The organism is Gemmobacter aquaticus, assembly GCF_007859075.1.
GTDB classification, from domain to species: Bacteria; Pseudomonadota; Alphaproteobacteria; order Rhodobacterales; family Rhodobacteraceae; genus Gemmobacter; species Gemmobacter aquaticus.
In genome coordinates this window covers 1-23,641 of sequence record NZ_VOAK01000021.1, presented here as the reverse complement: position 1 = coordinate 23,641, position 23,641 = coordinate 1, and the positions used below count along the sequence as shown (strand labels likewise).

22 protein-coding genes and 1 pseudogene are annotated in these 23,641 nt (G+C 64.1%); 15 read left to right on the top strand and 8 right to left on the bottom strand.

Going from position 1 to position 23,641, the window contains the following annotated elements; genetic code table 11:
• Positions 1–49: 49 nt before the first annotated feature.
• Together ctaA and FQU74_RS11810 are read left to right on the top strand one after the other, a co-directional pair.
• The gene (ctaA, locus tag FQU74_RS11815) at positions 50–1,216 is read left to right on the top strand and encodes a heme A synthase (RefSeq protein ID WP_146286684.1); all 1,167 of its coding nucleotides are present in this window, start codon (positions 50–52) and stop codon (positions 1,214–1,216) included.
• A complete protein-coding gene (locus FQU74_RS11810; protein ID WP_146286683.1) occupies positions 1,216–2,685 on the top strand; it encodes a carboxypeptidase M32 in 1,470 nt (489 codons plus the stop codon). Before ctaA ends, FQU74_RS11810 begins: the two co-directional genes overlap by 1 nt.
• Positions 2,686–2,756: 71 nt before the next feature.
• Here FQU74_RS11810 and FQU74_RS11805 read toward each other — a convergent pair whose 3' ends face one another.
• Complete coding sequence (locus FQU74_RS11805; protein WP_146286682.1) at positions 2,757–3,800, bottom strand: NAD(P)/FAD-dependent oxidoreductase; 1,044 nt, start codon at positions 3,798–3,800, stop codon at positions 2,757–2,759.
• 59 nt (positions 3,801–3,859) lie between these two features.
• On the opposite strand from FQU74_RS11805, the gene mnmC2 reads away from it, so the two are divergent.
• Positions 3,860–4,531 carry a tRNA (5-methylaminomethyl-2-thiouridine)(34)-methyltransferase MnmC2 gene (gene mnmC2 / locus FQU74_RS11800; RefSeq protein ID WP_146286681.1) on the top strand — a complete coding sequence of 224 codons (672 nt, stop codon included), beginning with the start codon at positions 3,860–3,862 and terminating at the stop codon, positions 4,529–4,531.
• Between the two features lie 19 nt (positions 4,532–4,550).
• A complete protein-coding gene (locus FQU74_RS11795; RefSeq protein WP_146286680.1) occupies positions 4,551–5,441 on the top strand; it encodes a DMT family transporter in 891 nt (296 codons plus the stop codon).
• Between the two features lie 5 nt (positions 5,442–5,446).
• Here the strand turns inward: FQU74_RS11795 and uvrC are convergent, their stop codons facing one another.
• The 3 genes from uvrC to FQU74_RS11780 all read right to left on the bottom strand — a co-directional run bounded on the left by uvrC (position 5,447) and on the right by FQU74_RS11780 (position 9,384).
• Positions 5,447–7,318, bottom strand: coding sequence for an excinuclease ABC subunit UvrC (gene uvrC, locus FQU74_RS11790; RefSeq protein ID WP_146286679.1), 1,872 nt, complete (start codon positions 7,316–7,318; stop codon positions 5,447–5,449).
• A gap of 309 nt (positions 7,319–7,627) precedes the next feature.
• The gene (locus FQU74_RS11785; RefSeq protein WP_146286678.1) at positions 7,628–8,413 is read right to left on the bottom strand and encodes an SDR family oxidoreductase; all 786 of its coding nucleotides are present in this window, start codon (positions 8,411–8,413) and stop codon (positions 7,628–7,630) included.
• Positions 8,414–8,583: 170 nt separating this feature from the next.
• Complete coding sequence (locus FQU74_RS11780) at positions 8,584–9,384, bottom strand: S49 family peptidase (protein ID WP_146286677.1); 801 nt, start codon at positions 9,382–9,384, stop codon at positions 8,584–8,586.
• A 99-nt stretch (positions 9,385–9,483) separates the two neighbouring features.
• On the opposite strand from FQU74_RS11780, the gene FQU74_RS11775 reads away from it, so the two are divergent.
• From FQU74_RS11775 to FQU74_RS11735, 9 genes are all read left to right on the top strand, one after another.
• Complete coding sequence (locus tag FQU74_RS11775) at positions 9,484–10,368, top strand: LysR family transcriptional regulator (RefSeq protein ID WP_146286676.1); 885 nt, start codon at positions 9,484–9,486, stop codon at positions 10,366–10,368.
• Between the two features lie 101 nt (positions 10,369–10,469).
• Complete coding sequence (locus FQU74_RS11770; protein ID WP_146286675.1) at positions 10,470–10,937, top strand: formate dehydrogenase subunit gamma; 468 nt, start codon at positions 10,470–10,472, stop codon at positions 10,935–10,937.
• Positions 10,937–12,457, top strand: a complete 1,521-nt coding sequence (locus tag FQU74_RS11765) for a formate dehydrogenase beta subunit (protein ID WP_146286674.1) — start codon at positions 10,937–10,939, stop codon at positions 12,455–12,457. Before FQU74_RS11770 ends, FQU74_RS11765 begins: the two co-directional genes overlap by 1 nt.
• Positions 12,454–15,345, top strand: a complete 2,892-nt coding sequence (gene fdhF, locus FQU74_RS11760; protein ID WP_146286673.1) for a formate dehydrogenase subunit alpha — start codon at positions 12,454–12,456, stop codon at positions 15,343–15,345. The genes FQU74_RS11765 and fdhF overlap by 4 nt, the downstream gene beginning before the upstream one ends.
• Positions 15,342–16,145, top strand: a complete 804-nt coding sequence (gene fdhD, locus FQU74_RS11755; RefSeq protein WP_373289019.1) for a formate dehydrogenase accessory sulfurtransferase FdhD — start codon at positions 15,342–15,344, stop codon at positions 16,143–16,145. Before fdhF ends, fdhD begins: the two co-directional genes overlap by 4 nt.
• Positions 16,135–16,356 carry a formate dehydrogenase subunit delta gene (locus tag FQU74_RS11750; protein ID WP_146286671.1) on the top strand — a complete coding sequence of 74 codons (222 nt, stop codon included), beginning with the start codon at positions 16,135–16,137 and terminating at the stop codon, positions 16,354–16,356. The genes fdhD and FQU74_RS11750 overlap by 11 nt, the downstream gene beginning before the upstream one ends.
• A 159-nt stretch (positions 16,357–16,515) precedes the next feature.
• Positions 16,516–17,178, top strand: coding sequence for a CDP-diacylglycerol--glycerol-3-phosphate 3-phosphatidyltransferase (gene pgsA, locus FQU74_RS11745; protein WP_146286670.1), 663 nt, complete (start codon positions 16,516–16,518; stop codon positions 17,176–17,178).
• A gap of 5 nt (positions 17,179–17,183) precedes the next feature.
• Positions 17,184–17,429 (top strand): molybdopterin converting factor subunit 1, encoded by a 246-nt coding sequence (gene moaD, locus FQU74_RS11740; protein WP_146286908.1) that lies wholly within the window; start codon positions 17,184–17,186, stop codon positions 17,427–17,429.
• A gap of 1 nt (position 17,430) precedes the next feature.
• Positions 17,431–17,871: a molybdenum cofactor biosynthesis protein MoaE gene (locus FQU74_RS11735; RefSeq protein ID WP_146286669.1), complete on the top strand. Its 441-nt coding sequence runs from the start codon at positions 17,431–17,433 to the stop codon at positions 17,869–17,871.
• Here the strand turns inward: FQU74_RS11735 and FQU74_RS11730 are convergent, their stop codons facing one another.
• Both FQU74_RS11730 and menC read right to left on the bottom strand, forming a co-directional pair.
• A complete protein-coding gene (locus FQU74_RS11730; RefSeq protein WP_146286668.1) occupies positions 17,872–18,588 on the bottom strand; it encodes a GNAT family N-acetyltransferase in 717 nt (238 codons plus the stop codon).
• Complete coding sequence (gene menC, locus FQU74_RS11725) at positions 18,585–19,706, bottom strand: o-succinylbenzoate synthase (RefSeq protein ID WP_146286667.1); 1,122 nt, start codon at positions 19,704–19,706, stop codon at positions 18,585–18,587. The genes FQU74_RS11730 and menC overlap by 4 nt, the downstream gene beginning before the upstream one ends.
• A gap of 91 nt (positions 19,707–19,797) precedes the next feature.
• On the opposite strand from menC, the gene FQU74_RS11720 reads away from it, so the two are divergent.
• Complete coding sequence (locus tag FQU74_RS11720; protein ID WP_146286666.1) at positions 19,798–20,694, top strand: MurR/RpiR family transcriptional regulator; 897 nt, start codon at positions 19,798–19,800, stop codon at positions 20,692–20,694.
• 52 nt (positions 20,695–20,746) lie between these two features.
• Complete coding sequence (locus FQU74_RS11715) at positions 20,747–22,414, top strand: alpha/beta hydrolase (RefSeq protein WP_206665023.1); 1,668 nt, start codon at positions 20,747–20,749, stop codon at positions 22,412–22,414.
• A gap of 4 nt (positions 22,415–22,418) precedes the next feature.
• Here the strand turns inward: FQU74_RS11715 and FQU74_RS11710 are convergent, their stop codons facing one another.
• Both FQU74_RS11710 and FQU74_RS11705 read right to left on the bottom strand, forming a co-directional pair.
• Complete coding sequence (locus FQU74_RS11710; RefSeq protein ID WP_146286665.1) at positions 22,419–23,156, bottom strand: FadR/GntR family transcriptional regulator; 738 nt, start codon at positions 23,154–23,156, stop codon at positions 22,419–22,421.
• A 63-nt stretch (positions 23,157–23,219) separates the two neighbouring features.
• Positions 23,220–23,641: pseudogene (locus FQU74_RS11705) on the bottom strand (aldehyde dehydrogenase (NADP(+))); the annotation flags it as partial.

Here is a 23,641-nt window from a genome sequence, read left to right as displayed (position 1 = left end):
ACCTGCCGTGCCCAGGGCCTAGTCTCCGCCCGGCAACGGAGGGCCCGACATGGCGCAAAAACGCAGCATCTTTGAGGACGTCGGCGATCAGGCGCGGACGCCCGCCCCGCAGCCGGGGTTGGTCGATCGTGGCCATGGCGGCGCGCGGCAGGGGATACGGCTGTGGTTGATGCTGATCTTCCTTCTGGTGTCGGCGATGATCGTTGTCGGTGGCCTGACGCGACTGACCGATAGTGGCCTTTCAATCACCGAATGGAAGCCCATTCACGGCGCGCTGCCCCCGATGAACGATGCCGACTGGGCTGAGGAGTTCGCGAAGTATCAGGCGAGCCCGGAATACCAGATCCAGAACGCCGGCATGACGCTTGAGGCCTTCAAGTCGATCTTCTGGTGGGAATGGGGGCACCGGCAACTTGGCCGCGTGATCGGGCTGGTCTGGGCCGCGGGCTTCCTGGGCTTTCTGGCTGCCCGAAAGATACCGACCGGCTGGACCGGACGATTGCTGGGACTGGGCGCGCTGGGCGGGGTTCAGGGCGCAATCGGCTGGTGGATGGTGTCATCAGGACTGAAAGGGACGATGGTCGACGTGGCCTCTTACCGGCTGGCGCTGCACCTTGGGCTTGCCTTCGTGATCCTTGGGCTAACGGGCTGGTATGTGCTGCTGCTGGGCCGCAGTGAGGGAGAGTTGCTGCAGGCGCGCAGGTCGCGCGAAGGGCGGCTTTTCGGTCTTTCGACGGGCCTTTTGCACCTTGCCTTCCTGCAGATCCTTTTGGGGGCGCTGGTCGCAGGGATCGATGCCGGGCGCGGCTTTCCGACATGGCCCGACATGAACGGGCAGTTCTTCCCGGCGGATGCCTTCTATGTACCGGACGGGCAGGGCGGTAGCCTGCCCCTGTGGCATGCCTTCTTTGAGAACCCCGGCCTTGTGCAGTTCATGCACCGGATGGTGGGCTATCTGCTTTTGATCTTTGGCGTCGTGGTCTGGAATCGCGGGCGCAAATCGGTGCATGGGTCAACCCGGATGGCCTTTCACGCCGTGATGATCATGCTGCTGGCACAGGTGGTGCTGGGCATCGCCACGGCGCTGACGGCGGCACATCTGCATGTGGCGATCACCCATCAGATCGGCGCGATTCTCTTGTGGGTGCTGATCCTGCGCGCCCGGTATCTGAGCCAGTATCCGGTTGCAGGCTCCATTCGCGAAGGAACCCTCTGATGAGTGCCTATGATGAGTTGATGGCCTTCCAGCGCGAGACCGAGGCGCTGGCACAGATCTCGGGCCGGCTGGGCTGGGATCAGGAGACCGTGATGCCCCGCGGCGCGGCCGAGCAGCGTGGCGAGGAAATGGCCGCGATCGAAGGCGTGCTGCATGCCCGCCGCACCGATCCGCGAATCGCCGACTGGCTTGCGGCGGCAGAACCTGCCGATGAGGCTGCGGCGGCACAGCTTCGGCTGATCCGTCGGGCGCATGCGCGTGCGACCAAGGTTCCGGCCTCGCTGGCACAGGCGCTGGCGCGGCTGACCTCGACCGCCCAGGGCGTCTGGGCCGAGGCGCGGGCGGCTGAAAAGGTTGCCGATTTCCTGCCCACACTGGCCGAGGTGATCGCCCTGAAGCGGGAGGAGGCCGCAGCGCTGGCGCAGGGCGGTGACCTTTACGATTCGCTGATGGACGATTACGAACCCGGCGCCACAGCGGAAACCATCGGCGCCATGTTCGACCGGATGCGCCCACGACTGGTACGCCTGCGCGAGGCGGTGCTGGCGGCGGCGGCCCCGTCGCGATTGGCGCATCACTTCGGCGAACCGGCGCAGTTGCGCTTTGCCCGCGATCTGGCGACAGCCTTTGGCTATGACTTCACGCGCGGACGACTGGATCTGGCCGTGCATCCGTTCAGTTCGGGATCGGGCAATGATGTGCGGATCACCACGCGGGTGGTCGAAACCGATCCCTTCAACTGCTTCTATTCCACCATCCATGAGGTGGGGCATGCCTGCTATGAGCTGGGCATCGATCAGGACTATCTGCTAACGCCCGTGGGGCAGGGCGTGTCCATGGGCGTTCACGAGAGCCAGAGCAGGATCTACGAGAACCAGCTTGGTCGCAGCCCGGCCTTTACCGGCTGGATGTATCGCCAGATGCTTGACCGGTTCGGCGATTTCGGCGTGACCGGGCCGGACGAGTTTGCGCGTATCGTGAACCGGGTGCAGCCCGGCTTCATCCGGACCGAGGCGGATGAGGTGCATTATAACCTGCACATCATGATGCGCTTCGATCTGGAGCGGGCGTTGATCCGGGGCGATCTGGCGGTCGCCGATCTGGAGGCCGCGTGGAACGATCGGTTCCACGCCGATTTCGGCGTGGCCGTGGACAGCCCCGCCAACGGGCTTTTGCAGGATGTGCATTGGTCTTGCGGGCTGTTTGGCTATTTCCCGACCTACACGCTGGGCAATGTCTATGCGGGGTGCTTGCATCAGGCCCTGCGCGCGCAGGTGCCGGAGCTGGATGCGCAACTGGCGCGCGGCGACACCTCGGCCGCGACCGGCTGGTTGCGCGAGAAGGTGCAGCGACACGGCGGGCTTTATGAGCCGCGTGCCGTGATTGCACAGGCCTGCGGCTTTGAACCGACCGAGGCGCCGCTTCTGGATTACCTCGACGAGAAGTTCGCAGCGCTTTACGGGTTGTAAGCGTCGGAATTGGGTATTTGGGCCAAGAGGAAGCGGGAAGCGCGGCGGGTCAGATCGGCCCGCCGTTTGTGTCAGAGGCTGTCTTCGACCCTGAAGCCCGGCGGGATCTCATCCACGTTGTCCAGTAGCAGCCGGGCCATGGTCTCGGCCACTTTGGGTGCCATGCCGAAACCGATCTTGAAGCCCCCGTTCGCCACAAAATGGCCGGGGCGTCCGGGCCAGGCGCCCAGCATCGGCGCCAATGACTTCGCGCGCGGCCTGAGCCCGGCCCAGCGTTCCGCAACCGGGGCGCCAGTCAGGCAGGGAAGCGCCGCCACCGCCCTGGCATGCAGCGCATCAAGCTGATGATCCGTGCCTGTCGGATGAAGGGCCTCGCGTTCAGAAGTCGAGCCGATAGCAACAGTGCCATCCTCATGCGGCACGATATGCAGCCCTTCCGCATAGATCTGCGGGGCGCCAAGGGGCGCGGCATAGCGCAGCGCCAGGGCCTGCCCCTTGATCCCGCCGCCGACATGGGTGCCAAGCGCGGCAGAGAGCTCGGCCAGACCCTGAACGCCGGTTGCGTGCAGCACCATACCCCGATCTTCGGCATCGCCGATCACGACCTCCGCCCCTATCGATTGCAGTGCGGCGACGAGCGCTTGGGCAGCCATGCGTGGATGCAGGCGGGCTGAAAGTGTATCGTGCAGCAAAAGCCCGGTGAGGCTGAGAGGTTCCCATGTGGCCCCCGTTGCGGGAACGACCTGCCAGAGTGCCTGACCTTTCCATAACGCCGCCGCCCCCTGAGCGCGCGCCCGTGCGCGTGCGACGGCCGTGTCATCGGCCAGCGTCTGCAGGCGACCGACCCGCGCATAGCCGGGGTTCTGGCCCGAGGCCTCGGCAATTCCGGCCCAGAACTGCCCGGCCATCAACAGGCTTTCAAGCTGGAACTGCTTCTTGGGGTTCCATTGCTCGGGGATATGGGGGCTGAGCGCGCCGACCAGCCCGCCCGAGGAGCCTGCGCCGATACGTTCCCGCTCGATCAGGCGGACCCGCGCGCCGCGCCGTGCCAGTTCCCATGCGCAGCTCAGCCCGAAGATGCCGCCGCCGCGCACCGTAACATCGACGCTTGCCATCCCTGTGTTCCTTCCGATAGCTGGGGCCGACAGCTCGGGCCGAGGCCAGAGGACGACCCATGCCGCATGATCCTGCCCAACTTGAGTGGCGTGACGGGGTGATACCCGTCTCGACCCGTTTCGACGATCCCTATTTCTCGCTGAATGACGGGTTGAGCGAAACGCGACATGTTTTCCTCGCAGGAAACCGGCTGACTGAGCGCTTGCGCGACGGGTTTCATGTGGCAGAGCTGGGTTTTGGCACCGGCCTGAACCTGCTCGCATTGCAGATTCTGTGGGGCCAGATGGGCGCCTCCGGTGTGATCCGGTTCACCAGTTTCGAGGCCTTTCCGATGCGGGCCGAGGATATTGCCCATGCGCTGGACCATTTCCCCGAGGCGCGTGACGTGGCGGGACCGTTCCTTGATCAGTGGGCCGCAGGACAGACCGTCCTGACCCTGCCGGGGATCGAGGCCGAGATTATCCTGGGCGATGCGCGCGAGACCTTGCCCGGATGGACTGGGCGCGCAGATGCCTGGTTTCTCGACGGGTTTTCACCGGCACGCAATCCCGAACTTTGGTCAGATGACCTGATGGCCGAGGTGGGAGCCCATACCGCAGCGCATGGCAGCTTTGCGACATATAGTGCCGCTGGTGGGGTGCGGCGGGCTTTAAGTGCTGCAGGCTTTGCGGTAGAGCGGCTGCGGGGACACGGCCGCAAGCGACACATGAGCGCAGGCTGGATGCCCTGATCCAGCCAAGGGGGCCCTGATGGTGCCGCGCGTCCAACAGAACACCTCGCGAGGCATCCTGCTGATGTCGGCGACGGCACTGGTTTTTGCCTTGCAGGACGGCATGTCGCGCCATCTGGCGGCGAATTACAATGTCTGGATGGTGGTGATGATCCGGTTCTGGTTCTTTGCCATCTTCGCCGTAGCGCTGGCATCGCGCCGTGGGGGTGTCGGTGCCGTCATGCGGTCACGCATGCCCTGGGTCCAGACCGCGCGCGGGCTTTTGCTGGTGGTGGAGATCTGCATCATGGTGCTGGCATTCATCAAGCTGGGCCTGATTGCCACGCATGCGATCTTTGTCAGCTATCCGCTGATTGTCGCGGCCCTGTCCGGCCCTGTTCTGGGCGAGCACGTCGGCTGGCGGCGGTGGACCGCGATCGGTGTGGGCTTTCTTGGTGTGCTGATCATCCTTCAGCCGGGCGTCGCGGTCTTCAGCCCCTGGGCGCTTGTCCCGCTTCTGTCTGCGTTCATGTTCGCGCTTTACGGGTTGCTGACGCGCTATGTTGCACAGGGCGATGCGGCGATGACCAGTTTCCTCTGGACCGGCGTCGTCTCGGCCATCGCGATCACTCCTGTCGGCCTGTGGTTCTGGGAGCCGATGAGTGCCGTCGACTGGGGCTGGATGCTGACGCTGTGCTTCTCGGCTGCGATTGCACATTTCATGATGATCAAGGCCTATGAGATCGCCGAGGCGAGCGACGTGCAACCCTTTGCGCTTCTGCAACTGGTATTCATTGCGATCCTTGGCGTGACGCTCTTTGGCGAGACGATCGCGGCGAATGTGGTGATCGGCGCGGCGCTGGTGGTGGGGGCCGCGCTCTTTACCCTGCTTCGGACGCGCACGCTGGAACGCCAGACCACACAGGGCTGACGTGCCTAGCCTTTTTCGTGAAAGAAGTCATGGATCTGCTGGGCCAGCGCCTCGGATATACCGCTGACCGCCATCAGATCTTCGACGCCCGCGCGGGCCACGGCTTTTGCGCTGCCGAAATGGGCCAGCAGCGCGCGTTTGCGTGCCGCACCCACCCCCGGCACCTCGTCCAGTGGCGTGGCGGTGGTGGTCTTGGCACGCTTCGCGCGGTGCGCGCCGATGGCCCAGCGGTGCGCCTCGTCGCGCAGGCGCTGCACGAAGTAGAGCACAGGGTCATTCATCCGCAGGGCGAAGGGCATCTCGCCGGGGCGGTGGAACTCTTCCTTGCCATGATCGCGGTCGATACCCTTGGCAACGCCGATAAAGGGAATGTCGTCCACGCCAAGCTCTGCCATGATCTCGGCGACAGCCGAGACCTGCCCCGCGCCACCGTCGATCAGCAGAAGGTCGGGCCAGGCCTCTGACTTGCGTTCGGGATCTTCCTTCAGCAGGCGTTCAAAACGGCGGGTCAGCACCTCTTTCATCATGCCGAAGTCGTCGCCCTGGCTTCCAGCTTCGCCCTTGATATTGAACTTGCGGTACTGCGACTTGAGGAACCCCTCTGCCCCCGCGACGATCATACCGCCGACGGCATGGGCACCCTGAATGTGGCTGTTGTCGTAAACCTCGATCCGCCGTGGCGGCGCCTCCAGATCAAAGGCATCGGCCAGACCCTGCAGCAGCCGGTTCTGCGTTGTGCTTTCCGCCATCCGCCGCGCAAGGCTTTCGCGGGCATTGCGGGCAGCGTTCTCGACCAGCTCTGCCTTTTCGCCCCGCTGCGGCACGGCAAGCTCGACCTTGCGGCCCGCACGGTCGGACAGAAGCTGGGTCACCAGATCCTCGTTTTCAACCGGGTGGCTCAGCAGGATCAGGCGCGGAGGTTCCTTGTCATCGTAGAACTGGCTCAGGAAGGCCTCAAGGATCTCGGCCTCATCCGCGCCCGCACCCGTTTTCGGGTAGAAGTCGCGGTTGCCCCAGCTTTGGTTGGCGCGGATGAAGAACACCTGCACGCAGGCTTGCCCGCCTTCGAGATGCAGGGCCACGATATCGGCCTCGGCCACGCCGCGCGGATTGATGCCTTGGGTCGACTGCACGGCCGTCAGCGCCTTGATCCGGTCGCGCAAGGCCGCGGCGCGCTCGTATTCCATCGCTTCTGCGGCCTGCGCCATGGCGCGGGCCAGATCCGCCTGCACGCTGGTCGACTTGCCCTCGAGAAACCTGCTGGCATCATCGACAAGTGAAGCATAGTCGTCTTCCGAGATGCGGCCCACGCAGGGAGCCGAGCAGCGCTTGATCTGATAGAGCAGGCAAGGGCGACTGCGGGCCGAGAACATGCTGTCCGAACAGGTGCGCAGCAGAAAGACCCGCTGCAACTGGTTCAGCGTGCGGTTGACTGCGCCCGCACTGGCAAACGGGCCGAAGTAGCGCCCGTTGTCCGAGCGTTTGCCGCGATGCTTGCGGATCATCGGAAAGGGGTGATCGGTAGGGATCAGGATATTGGGAAAGCTCTTGTCGTCGCGCAAGAGCACGTTGTAGCGCGGCTTCAACTGCTTGATCAGGTTCTGCTCAAGAAGCAGCGCCTCGGTCTCGGTCCGCGTGGTCAGGAACATCATCGAGGCCGTTTCCCCGATCATCCGCGCGATGCGCCCCGAATGCCCCGAGGGTCGGGCGTAGTTCGACACCCGCGCGCGCAAGTTGCGCGCCTTGCCGACGTAAAGCACCTCGTTCGCGGCATTCAGCATGCGATAGACGCCGGGCGAGCCGTCCAGCGTTTTCAGGTAGTCCTGAATGACCTCATGCCCGAATTTCGACGGGGCGGGGTGCGTTTCGTCCTGCACGTCAGTCTCCCTTGGGGATGCAGCGATTCCCCCTTACTGGCTGCAATGAACCGGGGCCGAGGGCAAGGGCCAAGCTGTCCCCAGTTTCTGTGGATAACCTTGCGGACAGAATCCCGGCATCACTGAAATTCCCTTGTTTTCGGGCCATTTCCAAGGATTGCCTAATTTTTGTGCTGATTGATAAGGTGCTGAAAATGAAGGGATAAATTTATATCTTTCAGCAAATCCTTGATATGTATCACTTTTTCCAACGGTTTCGTAACGTTTCCGTGGCAAGTGGACAACTCGCCGCGGGCGGCTTCCGCGGGGTCACTCAACGCCCAGCACATCGGGGGTTTTCCAGCCCAGATGCTGGCCGCCGTCGATGCACAGGATTTGCCCTGTCACAGCCGGCGCACCCAGGAAATACCCAAGGGCGGCGGTAATATCCTGCGGATTGGCTCCGCGCTCCAGTATCGTTGCTGCGCGCTGTCGGGCGAAGTGATCGACGGTTTGTCTTGCACCCTGCAGCGTGGGGCCCGGGCCGATGGCGTTCACCCGGATGCGCGGCGCCAGCGCCTGTGCCGACGTGCGCGTAAGCGCCCACAACCCCATCTTGGCCAGCGTATAGGTCATGAACTCGGGCGTAAGCTTGTGGACGCGCTGGTCGATCAGGTTGACGACAAGCCCGGTCGCGATGGGCTCGCCTGCCGTATCATGATCAAGGGGTGGAGCCTGTCGGGCGAAGGCTTGGGTCAGCACGAATGGTGCACGCAGGTTGCTTTCCATATGCCGGTCCCAGCTCTCGCGCGTCGCCGACTGGATCGTGTCATATTCAAAGATCGAGGCGCTGTTCACCAGCACCGACAGCGGCCCGCCAAGCGCCTTAGCCGCGCGATCGACAAGGGTCTGCGTCTCGGCCTCGACCAGCAGATCGGCCTGCAGGGCCACGCCCCGGCGGCCCTTTGCTGCGATCTGTGCGACGGTGTCTGCAGCACCTTCGGCCGAGGTTGCGTAATGCACCGCAACATCATACCCCCGCTCGGCCAGATAGACCGCCATGGCCTGCCCAAGGCGCGCGCCGGCGCCGGTCACAAGGGCGCGATTGCCGTTCATGCTTTGCCCTTTCCGTCAGCACCGCAAGGGCAGGGACCTTTGCCAATCCTGGGCCGTCCGCACGACCTGCATTTCTGATTCCGCGACAGGTTGTGGGGGATGCGATTGCGGAAGAAGATTGCCATGACCGCCATGACGAGCAGGAAGAGCGTGATGATCTTGACCATGGGCTAGAGCCCGAAGCGCGCAAATGCCGCGCGGTCCTCGACCTCGGCCACAGCGCTAGCCATCGCGCGGCCCGTCAGACGGGCGATCAGTCCGCGCTTCTGGCCCATCGGCACAAAGCGCGTCTTGTCGCCGTAAAGCGATTTCAGCTTGGGCACCATATGCGCCACGCCATCGGCAAGGCCCAGATCCACGGCCTGCTGCCCGACCCAGACATCGGCATTGAAAAGATCGGCCGACTGGTCAAGCCGCGCGCCGCGCCGCGCTTTGACATGCGCGATAAAGGCCTGATGGATCGGCTCTTGCAGGGCGCGCAGCCGGGCCTCGTCTTCGGGCTTGGCGGGCTGGAAAGGATCGGCCAGCGATTTCGACTTGCCTGCGGTGATGACCCGGCGTTCGATCCCGTGACGGGCAAGGAACTCGGGGAAGCCGAAGCTTGCGAAAATCACGCCAATCGACCCGAGGATGGAGCTGTCATCCACCCAGATGTCATCGGCGGCGCAGGCCAGCCAGTAGCCGCCCGAGGCCGCGACATCCTCGACAAAGGCATGGACATGCACACCCTTTTCCGCAGCCAGCCGCCGGATGCGGGCAGCGATCAGGCTGGATTGCACCGGCGATCCGCCGGGCGAGTTGATCGCCAGAGCGACCGCAGCCGGCTTCATGCGGAACGCCTTGTCGATGATCGGGGCAAGTGTTGCGTCGTTCAACCCGCTGCCAAGTCGGCCGCCGGTGGTGATTGCCCCCTGCAGCCGGATGACCGGCACGACGGGTGGCTTGTTCAGGAATGGGATGCGCAGGTTCATGCGAAAGGATGTAGAGGCGCGGCCCCGACCCGACAAGGTTTGTTTTCTGCGCGCGTCTTTGCTCTGGCGCGGGATGCGCGCTTGGGCAAGGATCGACCCATGATCGACAAGCTGGAAATGTTCATCGCCCTTGCAAATGAGGGGCACTTTGGCCGGGCGGCCGAGGTCTGCGGCGTGACGCAGCCCACACTCTCCTCGGCCATCAAGCAGCTTGAGGGCGAGTTGGGCGTGCAGCTTGTCTGGCGCGGATCGCGCTTTCAGGGACTGACGCCCGAAGGTCAGCGCGTGCTTGACCGCGCGCGCCGGATCGTCGGTGATGCGCGTGCCCTGCGCGATGAGATGCGCGCCAGCCACAAGGGACTGGCGGGCAATCTTCGCATCGGGGTGATCCCTACTGCGCTGCCGATGGTGGCCGATCTGACCACACCCTTCACCCGGCGCCACCCGAATGTGCGCGTCACCATCCTGTCACGCACCTCGGCCGAGATCCTGACGGGGATCGAGCGGCTCGATCTGGATGCGGGGATCACCTATCTGGACAACGAACCGCTGGGCCGCATGGCCAAGGTGCCGCTTTACTCCGAATTTTACCGGCTGCTCTGCACCACCGGCTCGGCCCTTGCGGGGCGAGATCAGGTCACATGGGGCGATCTGGCCGGGCTCAGGCTGTGCCTTCTGACCGCCGATATGCAGAACCGCCGTATCGTGAACCAGCACCTTGCGCAGGCGGGGGTGGCTGCGATGCCGATGGTCGAATCTAACTCCACCATCGCGCTTCTGACGCATGTGATGGGGGGCGAATGGGCCTCTGTCCTGCCCAAGAAGCTGGCTGACCTTTTTGCCCGCGGGGGACAGCTTTGCGCGATTCCCATCGTCCAGCCCGAGGCCGAGCATCTGGTGGGTCTGATCGCCGCGCAGCGCGAGCCGCCAACGCCGCTGATTGCTGCCCTCTTTGATACTGCCCGTCGCGTCGCAGAGGTTTGATAGGATTTTTCTATCGTTTGACGGTATATTGGCATTGATACGTCTATCAAACCACGTAGAACCGGCAGCAGCCAACGGCCAGATTTACTGGAGGGTCAGCCATGCTGGATGAAGCCGCCATTTCGGCGCGGGTCGCCGAGATCGTCACCGCGCATCAGGGGATGGAAGGGCCGCTTTTGCCGATCCTCCATGAGGTGCAGGCCGCGTTCGGCCATGTGCCGCAGGCCGCACTTCCCCAGATCGCCGAGGCGCTCTGCATGACGCGGGCCGAGGTGCATGGGGTGATGACCTTCTACCATGATTTTCGCGCTGCACCGGCGGGCAAGCATGTGCTCAAACTCTGCCGCGCCGAGGCCTGCCAGTCGATGGGCGCCGACCGGGTTGCCGCCCATGCGCAGGCAAGTCTGGGTGTCGACTGGCACGAAACCACGCCCGATGGCCGCGTCACGTTGGAGCCGGTGTTCTGCCTTGGTCTTTGCGCCTGTGCGCCCGCCGCGATGGTGGACGGCCGTGTGGTTGGACGCGTCGATGAGGCGCGGGTTGATGCCCTGATCGCAGAGGTACGCTGATGAAGGTCTGGGTTCCCCGTGATGCTGCGGCAAAGGCGCTTGGCGCCGAGGATGTTGTTGTCGCCCTGGAGGCTGAAGCCACACGTCGCGGTATTGATCTGACCGTGATCCGCAATGGCTCGCGCGGGATGGTCTGGCTTGAGCCGCTGGTTGAGGTCGAGGGGTCGGAGGGCCGCATGGCCTTTGGCCCGATGACGCCCGCAGACGTGGCGCAGGTTTTCGACGGTGGTCCCAAGGCGCTTGGGCTGACCGAAGAGCTGCCGTGGCTCAAGTCGCAGACCCGGCTGACCTTTGCCCGCGTCGGTGTGATCGATCCGCTGAGCCTTGCAGACTACCGCGCGCATGGCGGGCTCAAGGGGCTTGAGCGGGCGGTGGGCCTCTCTGGGCAGGCCATCGTCGAGATGGTGAAGACGTCAGGCCTGCGCGGGCGGGGTGGGGCAGGCTTTCCGACCGGCATCAAGTGGGACACCGTCCGTCAGGCACCGGGTACGCGGAAATACATCGTGGCCAACGCCGATGAGGGCGACAGTGGCACCTTTGCCGACCGGATGCTTATGGAGGGCGACCCCTTCACCCTCATCGAGGGAATGGTGATTGCCGGCCTCGCGGTTGGGGCAACGCAGGGCTTCATCTATTCGCGCTCCGAATATCCCGACGCCAACGTGGTCCTTGCCGAGGCAATCCGCATTGCGCGGGCAGAAGGGGTGCTGGGCGCATCCGTCCTCGGATCGGGCCGGAGGTTCGAGTTGGAGTTGCGCGTGGGCGCCGGTGCCTATGTCTGCGGCGAGGAGACCGCGCTGCTCAATAGCCTTGAGGGCAAACGCGGCGTGGTGCGCGCCAAGCCGCCGCTGCCCGCGCTGGAAGGCTTCATGGGCTGCCCCACGGTGGTCAACAACGTGATCTCGCTGGCCACCGTGCCAGTGATCCTTGAGCGAGGCCCCGAGTTCTATGCGGGCTTTGGCCTAGGTCGTTCTCGCGGAACGATCCCGCTGCAGATCGCGGGGAACGTGAAGCACGGCGGGCTTTACGAGATCGCCTTTGGCCTTACGCTGCGTGAGATCGTGCAAGAGATCGGCGGCGGCACGGCATCTGGCCGACCGGTCAAGGCGGTGCAGGTCGGCGGGCCACTCGGCGCCTATCTTGCGCCGCATCAATTCGATACACCGTTCGGATACGAGGAATATGCGGGCCAGAACGCCCTGATCGGCCATGCCGGGCTCGTGGTCTTTGACGACAGTGCCGACATGCTGCGTCTGGCGCGGTTCGCGATGGAGTTCTGCGCCATCGAATCCTGCGGCAAATGCACGCCTTGCCGCATCGGGGCGGTGCGGGGCGTTGAAACCATTGATCGGATCGCCCGGGGCGATGCAGCGGCCATTCCGCTGCTGACGGACCTCTGCGAGACGATGAAGGCCGGATCGCTCTGTGCGTTAGGCGGGTTCACCCCCTATCCGGTGATGTCCGCGCTGACCCATTTCCCTGATGATTTCACCGCCACCCAGAAGGAGGCAGCGGAATGAAAGACTTTATCCTTCCCGACGCGGATTACGGCACGCCTGCATCCAAATCGAAACAGATGGTCACTTTGAACATCGACGGGTTTGATGTCACAGTGCCCGAAGGCACCAGCATCATGCGCGCCGCCGCCCAGATCGGCATCAATGTGCCAAAGCTCTGCGCGACCGACAGCCTGGATGCGTTCGGGTCATGCCGCCTGTGTCTGGTGGAGATCGAGGGCCGCAATGGCACGCCCGCATCCTGCACGACGCCGGTTGCGGCCGGGATCAAGGTGCATACCCAGACCGGCAGGCTGAAGCAGCTGCGTCGCGGCGTGATGGAGCTCTACATCAGCGACCACCCGCTGGATTGCCTGACCTGCGCGGCCAACGGCGATTGCGAGTTGCAGGACATGGCGGGCGCCGTCGGTCTGCGCGATGTGCGCTATGAGGCGGTGGAGACGCATTTCCAAGCCAAGAACACCAGCGGAGAGGCCAATCCGCAATGGCTGCCCAAGGACGATTCCAACCCCTATTTCAGCTACGATCCGTCAAAGTGCATTGTCTGCAACCGCTGCGTCCGGGCCTGCGAGGAAGTGCAGGGCACCTTCGCACTGACGATCGAGGGCAGGGGCTGGGACAGCAGGGTCAAGGCCGGTGGCGCCAATGACACCTTCCTTACCTCGGATTGCGTGTCCTGCGGGGCCTGCGTGCAGGCCTGCCCGACCGCCACGCTGATCGAGAAGTCCGTGATCGATATCGGCACCCCCGACAAGTCGATCGTCACGACCTGTGCCTATTGCGGCGTGGGGTGCCAGTTCAAGGCCGAGATGCGCGGGGACGAGCTGGTGCGGATGACCCCCTACAAGCACGGCAAGGCCAATCGCGGGCACAGCTGTGTCAAAGGCCGTTTCGCCTATGGATATGCCAGCCACCGCGACCGGATCCTGAAGCCGATGATCCGCGAGTCCATCAACGATCCGTGGCAAGAGGTCAGCTGGGCCGAGGCGATGGAATTTGCGGCCCGCCGCATGAAGGCGGTGCAAGACAAATACGGGCGGCAGTCGATTGGTGTCATCACCTCCAGCCGTTGCACGAACGAGGAAACCTACCTCGTGCAAAAGCTGACGCGGGCGGTGTTCATGAACAACAACACCGACACCTGCGCGCGTGTCTGCCATTCGCCCACCGGCTACGGACTGGGCCAGACCTTCGGTACCAGCGCGGGCACGCAAGACTTCGACTCGGTTGAGGATTGCGACGTGGCACTGGTGATCGGGGCGAACCCGGTCTCTGGCCATCCGGTCTTTGCAAGCCGGCTGAAAAAGCGCCTGCGCCAAGGTGCCAAGCTGATCGTGGTTGACCCGCGCCGGACCGAGATGGTCGAAGGCGCGCATTACAAGGCGGCGCATCACCTTGCGCTGAAGCCCGGCACAAACGTGGCGATTGTCACGGCACTGGCCCATGTGATCGTCACCGAGAAGCTCTACAACGAAGAGTTCATCCGCAGCCGCTGCGACTGGGACGAGTTTCAGGACTACATGGAATTCGTTGCAGACCCGCGCCACAGCCCCGAGGCGATCGAGCTTCTGACCGGCGTTCCTGCCGCCGAAGTCCGTGGCGCCGCCCGGCTCTATGCCACCGGCGGCAATGCCGCGATCTACTATGGTCTCGGCGTAACCGAACATTCCCAAGGCTCAACCACCGTGATCGGAATCGCCAACCTTGCCATGCTGACCGGCAACATCGGCCGGCCCGGCGTGGGCGTGAACCCGCTGCGCGGTCAGAACAATGTGCAGGGGTCGTGCGACATGGGCTCGTTCCCGCATGAGCTGCCCGGCTATCGGCATGTGAAGGACGCGGGCGTGCGGGCCATCTATGAACAGGCATGGGGTGTGAAGATTGACCCCGAGCCGGGTCTGCGCATTCCCAACATGCTGGACGCGGCGGTCGAAGGCAGCTTCAAGGGCCTCTACTGTCAGGGCGAAGACATTCTGCAATCCGACCCCGACACCAAACACGTGGCCGCCGGACTTGCGGCGATGGAGTGCGTGATCGTTCACGACCTCTTCCTGAACGAAACCGCGAACTATGCCCATGTCTTCTTCCCCGGCTCCTCCTTCCTGGAAAAGAACGGCACCTTCACCAATGCCGAGCGCCGCATCAACATGGTGCGGAAGGTCATGGCGCCGAAGCAGGGGTTCGAGGACTGGGAAGTGACCCAGATGTTCGCCAATGCCATGCTGAAGGAAATGGGAGGTGCGGGCTGGACCTACACCCACCCCAGCCAGATCATGGACGAGATCGCCCTGACGACCCCCAGCTTTGCCGGGGTCAGCTATGATCGGCTGGAGGAATTGGGCTCGATCCAGTGGCCCTGCAACGAAAAAGCGCCCGAGGGCACGCCCATGATGCACATTGACGGCTTCGTCCGCGGGCGCGGCAAGTTCATCCGCACCGAATATGTGGCGACCGACGAAAAGACCGGCCCGCGCTTCCCCTTGTTGCTGACGACGGGCCGCATCCTCAGCCAGTACAACGTGGGCGCGCAGACACGGCGCACCCAGAACGTCGTCTGGCACCCCGAGGACATCCTCGAAGTTCATCCACATGATGCCGAGACGCGCGGCATTCGGGACGGTGACTGGGTGCGGCTGGCGTCTCGTGCCGGTGAGACGACGCTGCGCGTGACGATCACCGACCGCGTCTCGCCCGGTGTGGTCTATACGACCTTCCACCACCCATCGACGCAGGCCAATGTGGTGACGACCGATTTCTCGGACTGGGCGACCAACTGCCCGGAGTACAAGGTTACGGCGGTGCAGATCAGCCCTTCGAACGGTCCGTCCGACTGGCAAGAGGCCTACGAGGCACAGGCTGCACAGTCACGCCGGATTGCGGCGGCCGAGTGATGCAGGCCGCGCGCGCCACCTCGCGCCTTGCCTTCAAGGCTGGCGCACTGCGCGAGGGCAGCCGGGTGCTGCCCTCGGAGGTTGCGGTTGCGCTGTCCTACAACGGATCGACCCATGCTGTGATGATGGCGACACCTGCCGATCTGATCGATTTCGCGCGCGGTTTCACCTTGACCGAGGGCATTGCATCCCTTGACGAGATCGAGCGGATCGAGCCGGTCGAGACGCCGCAGGGGATCGATCTGCAGATCTGGCTGACGCCCGCCGCCGCAGAACGACAGAGCCGGCGTCGGCGCAGCATGGCGGGTCCGGTCGGCTGCGGGCTGTGCGGGCTGGAAAGTCTTGAAGAAGCGATGCGCCACCCCCACCCTGTGCCGCCATCAAACCTCTCGATGACCGCCGCGCAGATCATGGCGGCAATGGCCGAGCTGGAACGGCACCAGCCGCTGCATGACGAAACCCGCGCCGCGCACTGCGCCGCCTTCTGGACGCCCGAAGGCATCCGCCTCGCGCGGGAGGATGTGGGGCGGCACAATGCGCTCGACAAGCTGATCGGCGCCGTGGCGCCTGAGCGCGATGGCGCGGTGATCCTGACCTGCCGCACCTCCATCGATATGGTTCAGAAGGCCTGCGCCGCAGGCTTCCCGATCCTGATTGCTGTGTCTGCGCCGACGACTGCTGCGGTCGATCTGGCCCAGGCCGCAGGCCTGACACTTGTTGCCCTTGCCCGCCCCGACGGGTTCGAGATCTTCAGCCACCCCCACCGTATCACGCCTGAGGACGCCGCCCATGTCGCATGACAAGCTGATCACCATGGCCAACCAGATTGCCCGCTTCATGGAATCGAAGCCGCATGATGAAGGTGTTGCCGGGCTTGCAGGCCATATCAACGACTTCTGGGAACCGCGCATGCGCCGCCAGTTGTTCGAAATGATCGATGCCGGCGGTGCGGGATTGCGGCAGTTGGTTCTTGACGCCGCGCCACAGATCCGCCGCCCGGCGGCGGCTTGACCGCGACGCTGCACCGCGTCTGCGCCACAGGGTCTTGCGCATCCACCGCCGCCCGGATTTGAGGGCGGCATTCCCGTCGCCTGGGTAGGGAAGCGTTGGATTGCGCGCATTCCCCGCTGACCCCTTCCCACCGGGCGATGCATCCGCTACGACTTCGCAATGACTTGGAACATCCCGAACATCCTGACCGTCATCCGCCTGCTTGCCGCCCCCGGTGTCGCGGTGATGTTTCTCTACTTTTCGCGCCCCTGGGCTGACTGGTTCGCGCTGTCGCTGTTTGTCGGTGCCGCGATCACCGACTGGTTCGACGGCTACCTCGCGCGGTTGTGGAAGCAGGAGTCAAAGTTCGGCGCCATGCTCGATCCCATTGCCGACAAGGCCATGGTGCTGATCGCCATTATGGTGATCACCGGGTATTCCGGGATGAACCCTTGGCTGATCCTGCCCGCGACCGCCATCTTCTTCCGCGAGGTCTTTGTCTCGGGCCTGCGCGAGTTCCTTGGTGCCTCTGCCGGGGAGTTGAAGGTGACGCGTCTGGCAAAATGGAAAACCACTGCGCAGATGGTGGCAATCGCAGTTCTGTTCCTTGGCACCGGCCTTGAGTACGTCGAAGGCATCTACATGCGCGGCATGACGCCCGAGCAATATGCCGATGCCGTTGCCGCAGGGATCGCCGATCCGATCCGCACCTGTGGCAAGCGCGATTGTGCAACCTTTGCCACCAATATCGGGCTGGTGATGATCTGGTTCGCCGCGATCCTGACGTTGATCACCGGCTGGGAATACTTCCGCAAATCGTTGCCCTATCTGAAAGATCGCTGATGGTGCTGGATGTCCTCTATTTTGCCTGGGTGCGTGAGCGCATTGGCCTTGGCCGTGAGCGGGTAGAGACGACTGCAGTAACCGTCGCCGATCTGGTGGCCGAGCTTTCCGCACGGGAAGAGCGGTATGCCCTGGCATTTGCCGATCTGAAAAGCCTGCGCGTAGCCCTGGATCAGGACCTTGCCGAATTCTCGGCGCCCTTGGCCGGGGTGCGCGAGGTTGCCTTCTTTCCGCCGATGACCGGAGGCTGACATGGCCGTGCGGGTTCAGGCAGAGCCGTTTGATCTGGGCGCCGAATCCACAGCCTTTGCCGCCGGGTTGCGCCGCGCGGGCGCCATGGTCACCTTCACGGGGCTTGTGCGCGACAATGGCGGTGCCTTGCAGGCGATGGAGATCGAGCACTACCCCGGCATGACCGAGCGCGCGATTGCCGCCATGGTCGATGAGGCGGTGACGCGCTGGTCACTCGAGGATGCGCTGGTCATCCATCGCTACGGACGGCTGGGTCCGCAGGACCAGATCATGATGGTGGCGACCGCCGCGCCGCACAGGGGTGATGCCTTCGCGGCGGCCGAATTCCTGATGGACTATCTGAAATCCCGCGCGCCGTTCTGGAAGAAGGAGCTCGCCGCCGACGGCAGCGCATGGGTTGCCGCCAAGGATGAGGACGAGGCCGCGCTGAAGCGGTGGTGATCAGCGCGGCAGAAGCAGATAGTCGCCTGTCGCCCGATCCATTCCCGCGATGAACAGCCCTTGGTCAAAGGCGGATGTCAGGGCCGTGCGCATCGCCATGCGGGCCGATTGTGCCGCAGGCGGGTCGATCTGCAAAAGACGCTCGAAATCCTCTGGGATCGCCACGCGGTGGGCCGAGGCGAGTTGATCCTGCGTCAGGCTGGTGCGCCCTTCGCGCGCGGCCCGAACCCGATCCGACCCGATCCACCAATCAGCCATCACCCGGTCGGTTGCCGTGCCGGCATTGATACCGGGAAGTGCGCCGTAATAGTCGGTCAGGTAGGTCGAAGCCTCGGCACCCAGCTTTGCGATATTCAGCGTTGCGTTGGCCCGCCGCGCAGGGTCGTAGGTCCAGCGCACATGGCGGATGCCGCGCGCGGCGCACCAATCGTGCTGATACCACTTCAACTTTGTGCCAAGTTGCATGCCTCGCGCCTCGGTCCGGACGGCCAGACGGTGCGAATGCTGCACGCCGTTGTCACGCGTTGGAAAGGCGAAGACATAGCCCAGCAGTCGGTCACCCTCGAACGCTCCGGCGATCAGCCCGCCCTCATGCTGGATCACCATCATCAGATCGGCCGGATCGGGCATTTCATCGGCGCCCCAGACATCGATCTGCAATTGCTCCGCCGCGCGAAACTCGTCCATTCCTTGCAGATCGCGGATCGCAATGGTCATGCCCGCACCTCGCGCCGGTCGATAGTGACACTATCGAGGAAGCCGCGGTCCAGCGTCACGCCGATGCCTGCGCCATGCTGCGGCACCGGCATCATGCCGCCGTCGGTTTCCAGTTTCTGTTCGATGATGTCGCGGTGGAAATAGCGGCTGGCCGAGGACACATCCCCCGGCTTGCGAAAATTTGGCAGGGTGGAAAGATGGATGTTGTGCGCCCGCCCGATGCCTGATTCCAGCATGCCGCCGCACCAGACCGGCACGTCGAACGCCGCGCAGAGATCGTGGATGCGCAGCGATTCCGCAAATCCGCCCGATCGGCCAACCTTGATGTTCATGACCCGGCAGGCGTCGCTTTGCAGGGCCTTGCGGGCATCGGCCGGGGTCTGGATGCTTTCATCGAGGCAAAGCGGCGTGCGGATGCGCCCCTGTAGCGTCGCGTGGTCGTGAATATCATCCCAGGCCAGCGGCTGCTCGATGTAGTCGAGCGCGAAATCGTCCATCCGCCGCAACAGATCAGTATCGGCAAGGGTGTAGCAGCAGTTGGCATCGACCGTCAGATGGGCCTCGGGGAACGCCGCGCGGACCTCGCGCAGCAGCCCAATGTCATGGCCCGGCTTCACCTTCAGCTTGATGCGCCGATAGCCAAGCGCCAGATGCGCATCAACCCGTTTCAGTGTTTCTTCGACCGGGGCGATGCCAAGCGAGACGCCAACCTCTACCGCTGCTGCATCGCCGCCCAGAACGCTCATCAGCGGCAGGTCCAGCGACTTGGACCAGAGATCCCAGAAAGCCATCTCCAGCGTGGCCAGTGTCATGCGATGCCCACGCCAGCGCGACAGCTCGGCTTGCAGCGCCTGCGGATTGGCAAAGCTGCGCCCGACGACGCCCGGAAGCAGCGTCTCGGTCAAAAGCGTCATGGCGGCGGCGGTGGTCTCGCCCAGATAGTCGGGCAGCGGGTCCATGACGCCTTCGGCATAGCCCTCGATCCCATCGCTGCGCAGCGTCAGAAGGGGAAAGACCTTGTCGTACATGGTGCCCGTCGAGATCGTGAAGGGCGTGACAAGCGGCAGGCGGACCAGCCGCAGCTCGGCACTGTCGATGCGCAGGGGGCTTCGTGTCATGGGGTGCTCCGTTTGACATAGCGCTACAATAAAACTTGCAGGCCTGTCAATTTTGACAGAAAACTATCATAAACTGACACGGAGCAGGCATATGCCCAGCCAGAGGCAGCACCCAGGCGACCTGCGGCAACGCCTGAACGACAGCCTTGTCGGCGCGACCCCCGCCGAGGCGGCTGTCGCCGCGCATTTCCTGAATCATCTTGAGGCCCTTCCGTTTGAGACTGCAGCGTCGGTCGCCCGCCGCATCGGCGTGTCCGAGGCCACGGTCGGTCGATATTGCCGCGCGATTGGATACCCCCACTTCAAGGGGCTGAAGGCAGCCCTTCGGGGCGAAATGGGGGACCGCGCATGGCGGATCGGCCAGCAGTTGCGCGATTTTGCGGATCGAGATGTCACGCCGAACGGACCGCCTTCGGACGCCCTGCAGAATGAGCTTGCGGCCATCGCGGCCAACCACCAGCTTGCCGCGACGCCCGAATTTGCCCGCGCCGCCCATCGGATCGCACATTGCCCACGGGTTTTTGTCGCTGGTTTCCAGACGGAACGCGGCCATGCCCGGTATCTGGCCGACATGCTGCAGTATCTGCGCCCCGGCGTGCAACTGGTCGATCTGGCAGATGGTGCCTTTGCCGATCCCTTGCTGGCCGGACCCGATCAGGCCTGCCTCGTTCTCTATGACTCGCGGCGCTATTCCCGCATCACTCGGCACCTGGCCGAGGCTGCGCAGGCAGCAGCGGTTCCCGTGACGATGATCACAGATCCTTGGTGCGATTGGGCGCCGGGGGTGGCGACCGAGGCCTTTGCCGTTCAGGTGGACCTCGGCCAGTTCTGGGATGCGACCTCTGCCTTTGCCAGCCTGTCCTGCCTTCTGGTGAACGCAGTGTTCCACGAGCTGGGCGCGGGGGTCGAGGCGCGCATGACACAGGTCTCTGACCTGCATGACCGCTTTGTGGGGCATACGCGCGCTTTGCGACGGGTGCAGCGCTAAGGGGGGCTATTCCGATATGGACAGCGCCCCGGCGCTTTGGCAGGGTCGCGACATGATGAACAAAGTCTTCAATCTGACCCGATTTGCCATTTCGCCCTTTACGCTCGTCTCGACGACGGGGCTTTTGCTGGGCGCGCTCTGCTTCATCGGGGCGCTGACACCAAGCCTTGTGCCAAGGGCCGGCCTGGTTCAGGGGGCGCTTGCGGGGTTCAGCTTCGCCATCGGCTATGGGGTTGGTGTGCTGCTGTCGATGATCTGGCAGATCCTGCATCTTCCCGTGGCGTCCGAGGACGCGCGGCGCTGGCTGTTCCGGGGCGTGTTTCTGGCTGCTGTGATCGCGATTGTCCTGACACTCGGCAAGGCGACCGACTGGCAGAACGCGCTGCACACGGCGATGGGGTTGCCCCCTGTGGAATCCGTGCGCCCGTTCACCATCGCTTCGGTCTCGATCGTGGTGGCGAGCCTCTTGATTGCCATTGGCCGGGCCTTCCGCAAGGCTGCGCTGGTGATCGCGCGACGCCTGTCGCCAATCATGCCGGAACGGCTGGCCCTTGTGCTGGGCATCCTTCTGGCGGTTCTGCTTTTTAACTTCATCGGCAACGACGTGATCATCAAACGCGCTTTCGTGGCCTTTGATGCCAGCTATCTGCGGCTTGATCAGGCGATGCCGGTTCAGGATGCAGCCCCGACCGATCCGATGAAGACCGGCGGACCCGGTTCGATGGTTGCCTGGGAAGGAATTGGTGCTCAGGGGCGGTCGCGTGTTGCAGATCCACTGAACGCCGCCGGTATCGCCGAGATTGCCGGAGTACAGGCGATGGAGCCGCTGCGCGTCTACGTCGGCCTTGGATCGGCCGAGGAGGCGGAAGACCGCGCCCAGCTGGCCCTGCAGGAGGCGATTCGTGTCGGCGCGTTTGATCGTTCGACCCTGGTCATAGCAACGCCCACAGGCACGGGATGGATCGATCCGTCATCGATGATGCCGCTTGAGGTGCTGACGCGTGGCGATGTTGCGACGATCTCGGTGCAATACTCGTATCTTCCAAGCTGGCTGTCGCTGATCGCAGTGCCGGAATATGGCGCGGAAACTGCACGGGCAACATTCGCGGCGATTCATGGCTACTGGCGCGACCTGCCTGCCGAAACCCGGCCGCGGCTCTATCTGTTCGGGCTCAGCCTCGGGTCGCTCAACTCCGATCTCTCGGCAGATTTCTATGACCTGATCTCGGCGCCTTACCACGGGGCCTATTGGGTCGGCCCGCCCTTTGGAAGCCGCAGTTGGCGCCAGATCACTGCGGGCCGTGTGGATGGCACGCCGGAATGGCTGCCGCGGTTCCGTGACGGTTCTGTGGTGCGCTTTCTCAATCAGACAGACATGCCTGATGCCGGAAAGCCCTGGGGGCCGATGCGGATTGTCTACCTGCAATATGCCTCGGACGCGATCACCTTCTTTTCCCCCTCGATCCTGTGGCGAGAGCCCGACTGGATGAAGGCGCCGCGCGGCCCCGATGTGATCAAGGAACTTCGATGGATACCTGTCGTCAGCTTCCTGCAGGTCGGGTTCGATCTAATGACTGCAACGACCGCGCCGATGGGCCATGGCCATGTCTATGCAGGCGAGGACTATCTTGAGGGCTGGCTCGCCCTGCTCTCGCCCGAAGGATGGGACCCGGCTGCGCTCGACCGTCTGCGTGCCGCGATGACGGCGCGCGGTCTCTGAACGCTCAGCGCCGCTGTTCGCGCAGGAACTGGCGGTAACGGGCCTGGCTGTTTTTCAGATGCGCGCGCATTGCCTCGCGCGCGCCAGCCTCGTCGCCGTTCTGGATTGCAATCACCACGGCCTCATGTTCGGCGATCAGACGCGCGGAGTATTCAGGGGTGATCCGTGGATCGCCTTCGTCGCTGACGGCGCGGCGCGGGATCAGCGACTGGCCGATCATCCGCAGAAACTCGCTGAATCGAGGGTTGTTGGTTGCCTCGGCAATCACCGTGTGAAAGGCGAAATCGGCCTCTGAGGTCGGCTCGCCGCGACGCGCCAGATCACAGAACCGCTCAAAAGCCTCGATGATCTTTTCTTCTTGCGCGGGTGAGCGGCGCAGCGCAGCAAGTCCCGCCGCATCGCCTTCGACCGCCGTGCGCAGCTCCAGCATTTCGATCAGCGACGAGACGCGCGCAAGATCGAGGTTGCGGAACGGCAATGCCTCCTCACTCGGCGGGGTCAGCACGAAGACCCCGGCCCCCTGACGCGGCTCGACCAGCCCATCCGATCGTAGGGCGGCTATGGCCTCGCGCACCACCGTCCGGCTGACGCCGAAGTCCTGGGTCAGCCGCGCCTCTGACGGCAAGCGATCGCCGGGCTTGAATTGCCCGGCGACGATCTGGGCGCGGATTGCGTCGCGCACCTGAACCACAAGTGTCTGGCCCTGCGGCGCGGCTGCCTCGGTGCTGGATGTGATTGCCATGCGCCCCTCTTTGCTTGCTATCCTAGATACGCTGACACGGGTCAGCGCGGCAATTGTCTGTCATCATGCGATGTCCGCCGGCAGGATGTTTTCCGGGATATTCTGATAGCTGACGGGTCGCAGGAAGCGTCGGATGGACATGGTTCCGACGGAGGTTGCGCCGAAGTTGGTGGATGCGGGGTAGGGTCCGCCGTGGACCATGGCGTCGCAGACCTCCACCCCGGTGGGGAAGCCGTTGGCGAGCACACGGCCGGCCTTGCGCTCCAGCACCGGCAGCAGGCGACGGGCGAGGGGGGCGTCGCCCGCGTCCATGTGCAGGGTTGCGGTCAGCTGGCCCTCGAACTGCGCGGCCAGCGCGGGCATGTCCTCGGCACTGGCCACCCGCACCACGAGGCCAAGCGGCCCGAAGACCTCTTCGCTCAGCGCGTGGTCGGCCATGAAGGCTTCGGCCGGAACCTCATAGAGGTTCGGGCTGGCCTCGCGGC

Coding starts and splice junctions, on each gene's coding strand:
- FQU74_RS11805 (WP_146286682.1), bottom strand. CDS start 3,800: ATGGCAAGCGTCGATGTTACGGTGCGCGGCGGCGGCATCTTCGGGCTG.
- fdhF (WP_146286673.1), top strand. CDS start 12,454: ATGAAAGACTTTATCCTTCCCGACGCGGATTACGGCACGCCTGCATCC.
- FQU74_RS11735 (WP_146286669.1), top strand. CDS start 17,431: ATGGCCGTGCGGGTTCAGGCAGAGCCGTTTGATCTGGGCGCCGAATCC.
- FQU74_RS11810 (WP_146286683.1), top strand. CDS start 1,216: ATGAGTGCCTATGATGAGTTGATGGCCTTCCAGCGCGAGACCGAGGCG.
- FQU74_RS11795 (WP_146286680.1), top strand. CDS start 4,551: ATGGTGCCGCGCGTCCAACAGAACACCTCGCGAGGCATCCTGCTGATG.
- FQU74_RS11770 (WP_146286675.1), top strand. CDS start 10,470: ATGCTGGATGAAGCCGCCATTTCGGCGCGGGTCGCCGAGATCGTCACC.
- FQU74_RS11720 (WP_146286666.1), top strand. CDS start 19,798: ATGCCCAGCCAGAGGCAGCACCCAGGCGACCTGCGGCAACGCCTGAAC.
- FQU74_RS11785 (WP_146286678.1), bottom strand. CDS start 8,413: ATGAACGGCAATCGCGCCCTTGTGACCGGCGCCGGCGCGCGCCTTGGG.
- pgsA (WP_146286670.1), top strand. CDS start 16,516: ATGACTTGGAACATCCCGAACATCCTGACCGTCATCCGCCTGCTTGCC.
- FQU74_RS11715 (WP_206665023.1), top strand. CDS start 20,747: ATGATGAACAAAGTCTTCAATCTGACCCGATTTGCCATTTCGCCCTTT.
- FQU74_RS11730 (WP_146286668.1), bottom strand. CDS start 18,588: ATGACCATTGCGATCCGCGATCTGCAAGGAATGGACGAGTTTCGCGCG.
- FQU74_RS11750 (WP_146286671.1), top strand. CDS start 16,135: ATGTCGCATGACAAGCTGATCACCATGGCCAACCAGATTGCCCGCTTC.
- menC (WP_146286667.1), bottom strand. CDS start 19,706: ATGACACGAAGCCCCCTGCGCATCGACAGTGCCGAGCTGCGGCTGGTC.
- ctaA (WP_146286684.1), top strand. CDS start 50: ATGGCGCAAAAACGCAGCATCTTTGAGGACGTCGGCGATCAGGCGCGG.
- FQU74_RS11765 (WP_146286674.1), top strand. CDS start 10,937: ATGAAGGTCTGGGTTCCCCGTGATGCTGCGGCAAAGGCGCTTGGCGCC.
- FQU74_RS11775 (WP_146286676.1), top strand. CDS start 9,484: ATGATCGACAAGCTGGAAATGTTCATCGCCCTTGCAAATGAGGGGCAC.
- FQU74_RS11780 (WP_146286677.1), bottom strand. CDS start 9,384: ATGAACCTGCGCATCCCATTCCTGAACAAGCCACCCGTCGTGCCGGTC.
- FQU74_RS11710 (WP_146286665.1), bottom strand. CDS start 23,156: ATGGCAATCACATCCAGCACCGAGGCAGCCGCGCCGCAGGGCCAGACA.
- mnmC2 (WP_146286681.1), top strand. CDS start 3,860: ATGCCGCATGATCCTGCCCAACTTGAGTGGCGTGACGGGGTGATACCC.